Annotated in this window: 9 protein-coding genes; 6 read left to right on the top strand and 3 right to left on the bottom strand. The window is 61.4% G+C overall.

Annotated features, from left to right (window positions below; all coding sequences use genetic code 11):
* The first annotated feature begins 185 nt into the window (after window positions 1-185).
* Window positions 186-1,994 (top strand): ATP-dependent nuclease, encoded by a 1,809-nt coding sequence (locus AB4Y72_RS16585; protein WP_441427242.1) that lies wholly within the window; start codon window positions 186-188, stop codon window positions 1,992-1,994.
* 372 nt (window positions 1,995-2,366) lie between these two features.
* On the opposite strand, the gene AB4Y72_RS16580 is transcribed toward AB4Y72_RS16585, so the two are convergent.
* Entirely contained in the window at window positions 2,367-3,761 is a 1,395-nt protein-coding gene (locus tag AB4Y72_RS16580; protein ID WP_441427241.1) for a hypothetical protein, read from the bottom strand.
* 904 nt (window positions 3,762-4,665) lie between these two features.
* Here AB4Y72_RS16580 and AB4Y72_RS16575 point away from each other — a divergent pair.
* Window positions 4,666-4,890 carry a hypothetical protein gene (locus AB4Y72_RS16575; protein WP_441427240.1) on the top strand — a complete coding sequence of 75 codons (225 nt, stop codon included), beginning with the start codon at window positions 4,666-4,668 and terminating at the stop codon, window positions 4,888-4,890.
* 328 nt (window positions 4,891-5,218) lie between these two features.
* Here AB4Y72_RS16575 and AB4Y72_RS16570 read toward each other — a convergent pair whose 3' ends face one another.
* Window positions 5,219-6,283, bottom strand: coding sequence for a DNA methyltransferase (locus AB4Y72_RS16570; protein WP_441427239.1), 1,065 nt, complete (start codon window positions 6,281-6,283; stop codon window positions 5,219-5,221).
* Between the two features lie 232 nt (window positions 6,284-6,515).
* Here AB4Y72_RS16570 and AB4Y72_RS16565 point away from each other — a divergent pair, with 232 nt between their 5' ends.
* The 3 genes from AB4Y72_RS16565 (at window position 6,516) to AB4Y72_RS16555 (ending at window position 8,393) form a co-directional block, all read left to right on the top strand.
* Window positions 6,516-6,797: a hypothetical protein gene (locus AB4Y72_RS16565; protein ID WP_441427238.1), complete on the top strand. Its 282-nt coding sequence runs from the start codon at window positions 6,516-6,518 to the stop codon at window positions 6,795-6,797.
* Between the two features lie 190 nt (window positions 6,798-6,987).
* The gene (locus AB4Y72_RS16560; RefSeq protein WP_441427237.1) at window positions 6,988-7,350 is read left to right on the top strand and encodes a hypothetical protein; all 363 of its coding nucleotides are present in this window, start codon (window positions 6,988-6,990) and stop codon (window positions 7,348-7,350) included.
* A gap of 548 nt (window positions 7,351-7,898) precedes the next feature.
* Entirely contained in the window at window positions 7,899-8,393 is a 495-nt protein-coding gene (locus tag AB4Y72_RS16555; RefSeq protein ID WP_441427236.1) for a hypothetical protein, read from the top strand.
* A gap of 797 nt (window positions 8,394-9,190) precedes the next feature.
* Here the strand turns inward: AB4Y72_RS16555 and AB4Y72_RS16550 are convergent.
* The gene (locus AB4Y72_RS16550; protein WP_441427235.1) at window positions 9,191-10,216 is read right to left on the bottom strand and encodes a hypothetical protein; all 1,026 of its coding nucleotides are present in this window, start codon (window positions 10,214-10,216) and stop codon (window positions 9,191-9,193) included.
* A gap of 916 nt (window positions 10,217-11,132) precedes the next feature.
* On the opposite strand from AB4Y72_RS16550, the gene AB4Y72_RS16545 reads away from it, so the two are divergent.
* Window positions 11,133-11,717 (top strand): recombinase family protein, encoded by a 585-nt coding sequence (locus AB4Y72_RS16545; protein ID WP_441427234.1) that lies wholly within the window; start codon window positions 11,133-11,135, stop codon window positions 11,715-11,717.
* Window positions 11,718-12,006 lie beyond the last annotated feature (289 nt).

The following is a 12,006-nucleotide window of genomic DNA, read 5'->3' as shown; positions in this document are numbered from 1 at the left end:
AGGGGAGACGGACTTGGACACGACGGTCACGGCGTTCGGCGCGTTGGTGGCCTTCGGGTTGCGGGATGCTTGCTCGCGTAAGCTTCCGATATGCAATTGAAGGTAGCTCTGGAGCAGCGCATTGCCGTTTTTGGCGAAAGCGGCGGACAGGCTCTCGCGGAAGCAATCGGCGCTGAGGGGAAGTTTTGACGCAGGACTGGAGTGAACGCTTTGACGCGGTTTTTCCTGGCTATTCGCACCTCATGGGTGGCAATGCGGATGAGTTCGACTTTGCAATCGACCGCATAAATCTGATCGGTGGTGAATCGATTCCGTTGCAGCGCGCCGGGGTAACGGCAATTGTCGGGGCCAACAACGCTGGCAAGTCGACGGTTCTTCGCGAAGTTTGGGAGAAGCTCTCGCACCACCCCGGTAATCCCGAGCAGTCGCGCATTGCCGTGGATTCGCTCGAACTGTACGGCCCTGGCAGCCCGGCGGATGTCATTTCGTGGCTTGGTCAGAACTCGAGTTTCGTGGTTCAAGGTACGAACTCCGGCTTTCAGAGACCACAAACAGGTGTCCAGCACCCGGCCCTCCTGGTTCAGAGCTGGCAGACTCCACTCATCGGACTTGGCGTGCTCGCGAGTTCACTTGTCTTCTATGGCAACGCCCAAGGGCGCTTTGGAATCGGTGGCTCCGCCGAGATGCGTGAATCGGTTGGGGATCCACCACAACATCCGGTCCACTATCTACAGGACTCACGGCTGCTCCTCGAGGAAGTGAGCGCCGTTTCTCGCGACGTGTTCGGTCCGCCGTTAACTCTCGACACACTTGGTCGCACCCTTCGCCTCCGCGTCGGCGAGATGGGCATGGAAGCGCCCCGAATTAACGATATTCCCGTCGAGTACCGCGAGCGAATGGCTGACCTGCGGCCGCTAGACGACCAGGGCGATGGCATGCGAAGTTTGATGGGTCAACTACTCCCGATCGTGACCGCCGCGTACAAGGTTGTCATAATCGATGAACCCGAGGCATTTTTGCACCCGCCACAGGCCCACGCTCTCGGTGCGGAACTGGGGCGTTTGGCGGTAAAAACGGACCTCCAAATACTTGTGGCGACACACGACCGAAGCTTCCTGACCGGGCTTCTCGACTCCGGGGTTGACGTTTCGGTTGTCCGACTAACTAGGGGTGACGGGCCGACCAAGGCAAGCCGGCTCGACTCGACCCAACTGAAGTCTCTGTGGACCGACCCGGTGCTGAAGTACACGAATGTGTTGGACGGACTATTCCACCGGCTCGTGGTCGTTGCGGAGGCCGAGGGTGACTGCGCCTACCTCTCAGCTGCCATTGATTGTGACGGGCGCGAGGAGGGCCCCCTGCCCAGGAACGAGATCTTGTTTATCCCCACGGGCGGAAAAGACGGGATGGCCAAAGTATCCGCTGCCCTAAGCGCCGTTGATGTGCCGGTCGTGGCGGCCCCCGACCTCGACATGCTCTCCGATCAAAGGAAGCTTCAAATCCTGGTTAACTCTGTAGGCGGAGTATGGACGGACGAGATGGCAAAACTCTGGAAGCTGGCAACAGTCGACCTGAACGCACCACGGGAACCTGCCAAAGTCGGTCACGTACTAGACGCTATCGTCTCCGCTCTCGAGGGCAAGCGAGAGGCTCAGTTCTCTACAGGCGACAAAGAACTCGTCCTAGCCCAACTCAGAACCCAAGGCTCACCATGGGCGTCCGTTAAGGACCATGGCATGTCGGCATTCAAGGGGTCTGCGCGTAAGGCGGCCAGCACTCTCCTCGGCTTGCTGGACGAGGTCGGTGTTGTCTTAGTCGAGGAGGGGGAGCTCGAGCGTCTTGCGCCTGAGGTTGTGGTACGGAAGGGCCCAGGGTGGTTACAGGCCGCACTGTCGGACGGGGAGCAATACAACAAGGTGACTCAAGCCCACGTCGACCGCATCCTGCACGCTGGGGGGTCGAAACTCGGTCATATACTCAACTCGTCAAAATAATGACATTTTTGAGAAAGGCGCCGCCACGGCCGCGCACCGCCGACTGAATCCGCAGGTGCTCGCGTCGCCGTGACCGTATCTCTCACCCAGACCGGGGCGCTCGTTGCGAGATACCCTACCGAACAAAGCGGCCACTATCGACAGATCACAGAATGTCGCCAAAGAGCCATCGATCCACAAAACAGGCCCCAAAATCCGCGATTCACGGCCCTCGTGGGGCCTTCGTCTGGACGCCAATCTGAAATGATCTCGCTGATCGTGAAGTAAATCGGACAAAGGGCTCGTCGATTCGGACGGGCCCTAGGCCCTCTGTTCTTCTTGCTTGGGGCCTAGGGGCTCGCCATCCTCTCCGTGATCACCAGGAACTTCCGGTTACCAGACGAGGCGTAGTCGTACTGGGAGCTTAGAGTCGCCGGCTCCTCCTGTGCCGGCGCCCAGAGGCCGTCCCTTTGCCAGGTGCGGCCGCACTGGTGCCGGGTGCGGGACTCGCACTGCGGCGCGGTCTGCTGGTGTTCCGATGAGGTGTGTGCGGTCCCCGGTCCTCATCCAGTGCGGTGTCGCGGCCAGGATGGGGGCGTTGTCGACCACGGCCGTCGCGTCGAACGTGTGCCACGGCTCGAACGTATAGTCTGTGAGCATGCGGCGCGTCGTCCATCGTTCCGGCCCGGGTCCTGGGCCGACCATGAAGTCGGCTTCGAGGTGGAAAAACCGTTCAGAGAGTTGGTGCTGGCCAGGGAACCAGTCCTCCCAGCTGGTGACCCCGATGCGTGCGGCCGCGGAGTCGGGCCCTCGACCCGGGAATTCCTTCAGGACTCCGCGGACTGTTTCATAGATCCCTCGACGGGGGTCGTTCCCGCCGCCGAATTTGCGGTCCGGGTGCGGGGCTGCGACGAAGAGAACGGTGAGACCGGAAGTTTCCAGTGACCGCTCCGTCAGGAGCCGCGCCCAACGCCGCACCTTGCTCTCCAGCCCGCGGGACGTTGTCGCTGTTAGCTCGAGCGCGATTCTCATGCCGTCGCTGCGGACGATGGTACCGTCGGCGCGCCGATTGTCCGGCATCTTCACCGTGCGCCCGAGTCCGCTGCCGGCGAGGAGGTCGACCGTCGAGAATTTCTCGCCCAGGATGGCGCCGATCGGAAGGTACTCCGCGACCCGAAGGCAAAGCTCAGCGGCGAGCAGGTTGTGGCGGTCGTACTGGCCGCCAGATGCCCACCCCAATCCGCCGGTGACGGACGCCCACTCCGGCCAAGTTAGTGTGGGCACGATGTGTTTTTCGAACGCGTCAGACCGTGCGGCACGGTACAGATAGTTCCGGTCCGGGTTCGGGATGGCGGCGAGCGGGTTAGGAAACATCCCGATGTCGAGGAGGTCGACAGCGAACGAGGCGGCGATCGTGGACCCGCGCGGGTCTAGGACGTAGCGGGAGCCGGTAAACGCCGCGAGCTGTTCGGCCGATACGGCAGTCCACGAATTGAGGACGCCCCACGTCGCGAGCCGGTCCGCGCGGCGCCGGTTGCTCGTAAGCAGGCGCGTCGCTTCCTTATGATTCGGCAGAAGCTTGGCGTTGACCCTGCCCCATCCGTTGTTCTTGTGCGTTCGGGCGGTACGAATCGAGGCCCATGATGCCTGCGAACCCGGAGCCCAGAGCTGGTCCCAATAGGGATCGAGCCGGTTGTGCATCGCCACTTCCTCGACCGAGCAGGCGGACGGAAGCAGGGAGCTGTGTACGGTCTCCCGGGCCAGCCGGCGGTTGAGGGCGCTCACCATTGTGCGTCTCCGCCGACGCTCAAAGACGCGGCACTGCGGACCGATAGGTGAGGGCAAAGTTGAAGCGCTGGCCCGTGGCTAGTGGGCATGATCGTTGGTTCTCGCCAGGCGAGAACGACAGTTGCGGCCGCGAGCTGGCTGGCACCGTACCGACGCGCGAAGCGCCCTTGAGTTTTCGTCATGCCCGGAACCATGCGCAGATTCTGCGGCCGGGCTGTCCCGGCCGTGAGGCCCGTGATTTGCAGGATTCTCAATCCGGAAGGGCGGTAGCAAATGCGTGTATATCCCCGGTACTGGGTCCCGTTCAAGGGGTGCCGCTTCGGTACCTTCTAGACACCATAACTTCTGGCGTAGGCAGGTGCCGGCAAACCGCTGAGGACCCGGAATTAAGAAAACTTCAACGCTGATCGGGATGCGCATCCAAAGGCGTCGCAGCAGGGGGGGCGGGCGGCCGGACGGGCCCGGTGGCCAAGCTACATCCGGTCCCCTCCGTGCCGTTGCCCGGCGCCGGGGCTGGGACCGCAGCGCTTGGGGCCGCCTTCAAGGTAGGGCGCATCCGCTTGCTCCGGCGAGCACGGCACAACGAGCAAACCCACAGCGGCTGACCGCTACGCCAAACTTTCCGCCCGGCGAACGGGGAGGCCCGACAGGGCCGAGCTCTCTAGATATGGGCTGAGACCAGCTCAGTATTCGAACGCCCGGGGAGCCGTGGCAGCAGTGACAGCCGGCTATCGCCGCCCACCGCTGCGGTGCAGCGGCCCCTGTAGCTGCCGATGGGGTTCGGCTCTGCTTCCAGCCCTGGACGCTGGAGTCCTCCCGCTTAGTCATCGCCCGCTGCGGGGAGAAATCAACAGGGGTCCGCACACATATCAGGGGACACCACGACCAGACAGGGGAATCTGTCATGGATGATCAAACCAGTCACACGGGGGAGGACATCGAGTTCGCTGCCGAAGCCATTAGGAACTGCCCCGTTGGATTTGACGCGGATGCTTTAGAAGGCGTTCTGTTCCTGGCGGCGATCTCGCTTGCCCTGGAAGGTTGCATGCCTTCGGCTGCTGAGCGCGTCGCGCTGAACCAGGACCGGATCATGCATTACCAGGGACTCAGGTGTTGCAACGACCACTAGATGCCAAGCCAGCACGATGGCTCATTTTTCGACCGTCACCGACAGCATTGAGGGCGCACAATTGGAGATCCGGTTGAAGATGAGTCCGCACTCGGTGGAAGCGCCGTCCTCCATTTGTGTATGGACATAGACACGGCCCTAAAAGAACCAGCCCGGTCAGTACCACGGAAGCCGTTTGCTGCACTGTCAGTATTCGCTAGCAAACTGGATCTAATTTGCGGCCGGCAGCACGAGCTCCTGAGTGGCAACAAGCGCGCCGCACCTGACATTCGGAAGGTCTCGTGCTAATGGGTGTCGCCGCCCGCGCCTCTAGTAAAGCGTGAGGGGGCTATAGTGCGTCCCTCATACGTGGGCCCAGATAGTCCCTGACAGTATTAGGGTTTTCCTCCACCGCGATCCAACGTCTTCCAAGTTTTTTCGCCACCGCTGTCGTCGTCCCAGACCCCGCGAAGCAATCCAGAACGATGTCATCTGGCTCGGACGCCACTTCGATGACTCGTCGCAAGAGGCCCTCAGGCTTCGCATAGGGGAAGGGGCGCCCAGGAAAAAGTCTTTCCTGTTGTTTCGCGCCGTCCTCGTTGGTTTCCATGTCCGCGTCCAACTGCCAAGACCAGAGATTGTTGACCACCTTTGGTTTCCCGCCGGGTGCAATGAAGCTGGGGCGGAAAGGTTGCTTCGGAATGAAGAATTCACCGCCCGCAGCGAGGAGATCGGCGACCTTTGACGGTGAATACCTCGACGGGAGCCGCATGCTCAAAGGCGTCAGATTCCATCCACCGGCCATTACGACATCCTCCAGCAGCGACGCATCGATCCCGGGAGATGAATGATCCCCGGCCGGATACACGCCGTCGGCGCCACCGAATTTCACCGTCCTTGGGGGAAACCGGACTTCAGCGGACTTGTTGCCCCGATGCGCAATGGGGGTACGCTTTCCGGGCTCCGTTGTCCCTAGAACGAACGGAGCCAACTTCCGACGGTCTTTTCCATACACAAGAATGTGGTCAGTAGTTGAAGACAGTTGAGCATGGGTGAAGTTCGGGCGCCTGGTTCGCTCCCATGTGATCTGGCCGACGAAATTGTCTCCGAACACCTTATCGACAACCCCGCGTGCCGTGCCCAATTCCGTGGCATCCAAATGCAACCACAGTGAGCCATCCTCCCGCAGGAGCCCAAGGACACCGTCGACGGCGTCGCCTACCAAGTCTGCCCAGTCCCGCTTGGTCCTGTGATCCCGGTAGTGCCCGCGGAAGCGGTTAGACCGATGACCGTTATAGGGCACGTCCAGGTATGCAAGTTTCACCTGCCCCGCCAGCCCTTCCTCCGCTAGTGCAGGCAACACTTTCCGTGCATCACCGGTGATGACTGAATCTACAGGGTTTCTTTGGGTCACAAGTCAAGTCTGCCGCATTGGGGAGAGCGCTTAATCTCGCCGCACACATGGAGTCCAGCGCGGGTTCTCGTGCTGGCGGTGGGCCGGTGGGGAGATTGGTTTCCCTTGCCGCACACATGGAGCCCAGTGCCCCGGAGTTGATGCTGAAGCACGAAGAGCTGGACCCAAGCAATGCCCGCGGCGATTCGCCGCAAAATTCGACTGAGACGACTTTCGCCCGAAAGGCAGAACCATGTACGCAACAATCTATCCCTCCGCAGACATCCAAAGCGCTCAACAGAGGCTGCTGTTCCTCGAGTCCAACCCGGATCTTGATGACACGCACTTCGCGTCCGAAGGTGACATCGACGACCTGATCTGGCTCGCCTGCGTGGCCATTTTGATCGACGACGACGGTCTCGACGGAAACGCAATCGTCACGAGAAATCAGGAGCACATCCTCACTGCGAGAGCGATGGGCTTCCATCCCAAGGAAATCGCAGAGTTCGGGGCCATGAAAGAGCGCGAAGCCTAGCTGCAAGAGGCTGCGGTGTTCGTCGGGCGGTCGCAAGGCCGATAAACGCCGCAGCCCGATGTCCCGCGCAGGCCGGGACCTCTCCAGCCGTCGGCCGATGTGGGACCGATCACCAGTATTAGGCACAACGCGTTCGTAAGCTCGTGCCCTTTTACCCCAATCCAGAACACTCCTTCAGAAAGTAATGATCATGCCAAGCTACTCAGAGACACAGAACCCCGCTGCACCGGTACCTACGCTGCCGGACATCCCGAGGCATCTCCTCAGCCAAGCCAGTGCCTACCCCGCCACCATCGTTGGAGTGGCTCAGCGTCTCGCCGTCTATTTCGGGGGGCAGGTCGCGTATTCGGACCGTTGGATATACCAGGACCCCGACAGCACGGGAACGGCACAGGCAGTCGAACGACAGGTCGGCCGCATGGTCTTGGCCGTCATCAGGTCCCTGTCGGAGCTCGAACAGGATGAAGCGACGTCAGCGTCGCTGGAGAACGTTCCGGGCGTTGTAGAACATGTAATGCGTGTGGCCATTCTCCTGATGCCCCGTCAGAAGTGACACCTGGGGGGAGCGAGTTTTCACTTCCCGAGGAAGCGCCACCACATCCTGAGCTAGGCTCCGGAATTTGGGCGCTCAGCGTGTACCGAAGGCCTGAAATCCACTTCATCGCGTGCAACGCTGCGGCGCCGCCCCCGGAACTGCGCGGCAATACCGCCTGAAGCAAAAACCACAGCTGTTAACTGAACCTTCAGCTGAACGTGCTACTCCGGCTTCAACGCTCGGCTGCGACGGAAGGGAAGACAAAATTTAGGCATAGGACGTTGGTGGCGCACCCAGGATGCTTTATCGGGGCCGTGCTCTAGAGACCCGTTGCAAGTATCGCTATGAGACGTCCCGGACGGGGAGAGACGCTCTCGGTCCCGCACACATAATGACCATGAGAACCACGAAAGCGGAAAAAGACCGCAGACCGCGACCGAAGCGCCTGCCGAGAACAGAAGGCCGCGCATCTCGGGCTCGAACGCGCGTCAACTTCAAGCCCTCTTACGGAATCTGGTCCGATCCCCTTTCGCGCTGCCGAACCGCTCAGATCGGGAGGCTGGCCGATGGACGCTGACCGTGAGTATACGCCGGGTGAAATCGCGTTCCACGCGGAGTCCATTCGTGGCGTCCCTGGCGGCGTGGACGCTGATGTTCTTATTGACGAGTTGTATCTGGGTGCCGTCGCCGCGTTCCTTCTCGGACGCCACTATGCCCAAGGAGTTTGGTGGACTGCCGCCAATCAGGATGCTCTTCTCCTGTACCGGGCAAGGGGGGACAGGAACTTTTCGGAGGCTGTCGAGCACCTAGCCGGTGACATGCTTCGGGCCAGCTGGCTTGACCGATTTTTCCACGGGGCGCACCCGGGACTGCCGGATCCCCGGAACGAAATGCTGGATCTGATGGGTCCGCTGGAGGAGCTCAGCATGTCTGCGACCATCGACTGTAATTTCGTGGTGCAGGCATATCGTGACACACCTCGGGAAGACCGGCCCGGACTGCTTGAGAGGCTTGCCGATACTAGCCGCCGCGAACGCCGTGCAACACGACAGAAAGACTAGACGCGATGCTCCCCAACGATGTGACCCGACCCAGAAGGCGCTCAGTCTCCCCACGGCAAACCGAATGATTTGGCCGCGTGAATGCCGGTGTGCCGGTTCATCGACCTCTGACCGGCGAAAACCCCGGCGAAACGATGACAATCCAACCCGGGTTTCTGCCGGGCCCCTACTGCTCGGCTACGCCCTGGGATCCAAAGCTGACCAGCGATTGAACCGTCAAGTAGCGGCATTGCGCCAAGCGGGACGTGATTGTGTATTTGAGGCCCACGTGATCTCCGGGGACGACGCGTCCGGCCCCCGACAGAGGGCACCGGGCAGTCCGAAGCGATGGTCAACAGCCGGCTCGGCTGGGTCGTCAGCGGCGGCGGGGACGGCGGCCTGCGCCCGTCCGGGAAGAACATCGGCACCGTGGTCACCGTCATGGACCGGTCCACGCAGCAGTACCACAAGGTGGTCCTGTTCTCCTCCGACACCGCCTTCAGCGCGGCCCAGAAGTCCTACCCGTCCCTATCTAGTTCGGCCAGGGACCGACGGCAGCCTGGTCCAGCGTGTGGGATGAGAACCTGCGGCCGCCGCACATCCCCCGGATCACGAACGGCCGAGGGACACTCCTGGCGACCTAGCACCAGGACCGGATGACCGGGATCGCGATCGAGGTCAAGCGGCTCCTGGACGGCGGGCTGACCCTCGATGACCTGCCCGAGGCCAGCACCGAAAACTAGCGCCACCGACACACCAAAAGCCCTGCCATACGGTGAGGCCTTTCCTGTGTCAGGGGAAGGTCAGGAGTCGAGGTTCTACTCCTCCGGCTGCACCCGGAGTTGCGGTTTCAGATCGGTCAGGCACTCCTTGATCCTCTCCCAGAGTACTTCGCAGTCCCACTGCCAAGCCGGGGTAAGGCCGTTACTTTCATTTTTGAGCGGGGTGCCCTGCGCCATGGAATCGAGTTTGTCCTCCAGCCGCCGGCGGTCCATGTCCTGCAGGGTGTCCTGCTTCTGGGCATCCATCAGTTCCTGGCCCGTGCGTTGAATTTCAAGCAGATCACGCGCAGCATTGCGGGCGCCAAGGCGGGCCCAGGCATCGTCCGGGAACTGCTCCAGGAGGTCCTCCTCCAGGGAGCGCCGGCCTGGCCAGAACCCGTTCAGGTAAAGCTGGCCATCCGACCCGTGATCCACTTTGTACAACACCTGACCAGGGGTGTTCACGGCTATGCCGAACTCCACGTGGGGCGGTCCGTCAAAGTCCCCGTCCCAGCTCATGACGATGGCGTTGCAGTAGGGTGCCCTGCGCTGACAGGCAGCCTGGAACGCAGCGAAGCACTCCTCGACAGAGGGCACAGGAGGGGGCTCCGCAGGTTGCTTAAACCTTTCGGTGAGGCGCTCGGATGCAGCGCGGGAAGCTTCAGACGCCGCTTCCTCCATGCACTCCTGGATGTCCTCCGCGGCCACCTCGTAAATACCGATCAGAGCCGCTGCCACCTCGCGCCAGTACGTCGGGAGGGGTCCGTCCGCATCGTCCATGGCCAACAGCTCGGAGAGCCCTAGGAGCGGACCCTGCTTCTGGGTTCTGATCGTCTCGATGGTGTCCGGATACGTTTCCATCCGAAGGTAGATCGTGGTGATCTCTTGCCAGACAAGAGCCGGCGTGCCACCGCCGGGGGACACGGTGAACATGTAGAAGGTCTCGCCCGATGAGCTCCACATGGCCGTAACGCTCGGGCCGGTTTCCACTTCGGTTTCCACTTCGATGTCGGTGAGGCCGGCATCCTGGCACGCCTCGAGCCGAAGCTCCATCTGCCCCTCGGGGGCATTCCAGCCGTTCATGGACCCGCTTCCTCGAAGATCTGATGCGACTAAGAATATCCACTGCCCGCTGTCGTGCCTCATTGGGTGTGGCAGGTATGTTGCAGCCCCGGCGGGGAGGCCCGGTGCACGATAAGGGTCTGGCGAAAGGGCCAGCGAGTGTATTCGACGGCAAAATTGCTGACCCCTTGAGGCCTTGAAATTCACTTCAGGGCCGGAGGCTAGTCGGCAATCAAGGCCCCATTTGTCGCGCCCGCGAGGCAACCGTATTGATTGGCAGGCATGCCGGTGAGGGATTGAAGGCACTCCGCACACATGGTGGGGGACAGACGACCAAAGGGAGAATCGATCAGAGTGAGCATGCAGGTCACACGTGGGAGCACATGTCGTTGGCAGCGGTTGGCATCAGACTTTGTCCTGGCCGAGTGGACCCGGACGCCCTCGTCGAGGGGCCTTGTTCCTCGGGGCGATCGCACGTGACATAGAACGATGCGTGCCTTGCGCCGCGGACAGAGTCGCTTACTACCGTGGGCGCGGCATGAGAATTGCTGAATTGTCTGGATTCACCGCCGACGTTGTAATGGCGGCCCTGTGGTCAGAGGAATTCTTTAGTGGTGCTTGCGCTGATGCATCCGACCCGAATGCGGTCGTCAGGGACAGCCTCACTGCACTCGAGGAAGCTATCGGCGATCAGACACGGTCCAGCAGCGTTTACCGGTCACGTCTTTCTCGGAACTCCCCAACGGGGGCGGGAGAAGCTCGTCGCCGCGTTGGCCGAACAGACCTAGCTCGAACATGCGCGCCCAACGTGTCCGTAAGGGGATCGGCTACCGGTACATGAACCCGTCCCCCTGCGAGGCGTAATAACTGCGTCCGCAAGACCCGCCCGGTGAACTGTCCGGTGAGCGGGGGCTAAACGAACACAAAGGAGTCGAATTTGAAGATCGGATATGCCCGTTGTAGTACCGCGGAGCAGGACCTTGCTGCACAACGTCAGCAACTGCAGGAACTCGACGCGACCCGCGTCTATGTTGACCATGGGCTAACCGGAACAAATCGGGACCGACCTGGTCTTCGTGAGGCTCTGGCCGCTGTCAGAGAGGGGGACGTCCTCGTCGTCACCAAGCTGGACCGGCTCGCTCGATCGTTGCCCGACGCCCGCGACATCGTGGAGGAACTTACGACGATGGGGGTGAGTCTTCAGCTGGGAACGTCGATTCATGACCCCAAGGACCCGACGGCCCGGCTCCTGTACAACGCGCTAGCGATGGTCGCCGAGTTCGAGGCGGACTTGATACGGTCTCGGACACGACAGGGAATGCAGCTGGCGAAAGCTAAGGGGAGGCTTCGCGGGAAGATGCCGAAGCTGAGTCCCAAGCAGGAGGAGCATTTGATGCGCCTGAGCGACGCCGGAGATCATACAGTCGCCGAACTCGCGGAACTCTTTTCAGTCTCGCGCGGGACGGTCTACAGGGCGAGGGAGAGGGCGTTGCGCTGTAACGATGGAGAGGCTGCCACATGACCGAGAGAGACCGGAAGCTCGGAATGGTGAGTGACGAGGAGGGGCGCCGCATTAGGACAGTCGCTGGCCGACTCGCATGGAACACCGTCTGGCAATACAACGATGGTGAGGGCGCCACGGTCTTCGTCCTAGAGGCTGGTCCAGGACGAACCCTGTCCCGTTGGCACGTCGATCGACTCGTCGAATCTATTGGCAAAATTCTCGGGCCAGACCGGGCGTTCTTCATTGAGGGCATCGAGGCGGTTGATCCTAATATATGGACGCAGATGACACTACTCTGAGCTCCGGC

Source organism: Arthrobacter sp. YAF34 (assembly GCF_052113245.1).
Taxonomy (GTDB): Bacteria; Actinomycetota; Actinomycetes; order Actinomycetales; family Micrococcaceae; genus Arthrobacter.
Note: the sequence above shows the minus strand (reverse complement) of the source record. Positions and strands in the feature narration are given on the sequence as shown.

What these genes read in the sequence shown, in the direction of transcription:
- AB4Y72_RS16560 (WP_441427237.1), top strand. Translation starts at nt 6,988, where the DNA reads ATGCCAAGCTACTCAGAGACACAGAACCCCGCTGCACCGGTACCTACG.
- AB4Y72_RS16555 (WP_441427236.1), top strand. Translation starts at nt 7,899, where the DNA reads ATGGACGCTGACCGTGAGTATACGCCGGGTGAAATCGCGTTCCACGCG.
- AB4Y72_RS16565 (WP_441427238.1), top strand. Translation starts at nt 6,516, where the DNA reads ATGTACGCAACAATCTATCCCTCCGCAGACATCCAAAGCGCTCAACAG.
- AB4Y72_RS16575 (WP_441427240.1), top strand. Translation starts at nt 4,666, where the DNA reads ATGGATGATCAAACCAGTCACACGGGGGAGGACATCGAGTTCGCTGCC.
- AB4Y72_RS16550 (WP_441427235.1), bottom strand. Translation starts at nt 10,216, where the DNA reads ATGAACGGCTGGAATGCCCCCGAGGGGCAGATGGAGCTTCGGCTCGAG.
- AB4Y72_RS16580 (WP_441427241.1), bottom strand. Translation starts at nt 3,761, where the DNA reads ATGGTGAGCGCCCTCAACCGCCGGCTGGCCCGGGAGACCGTACACAGC.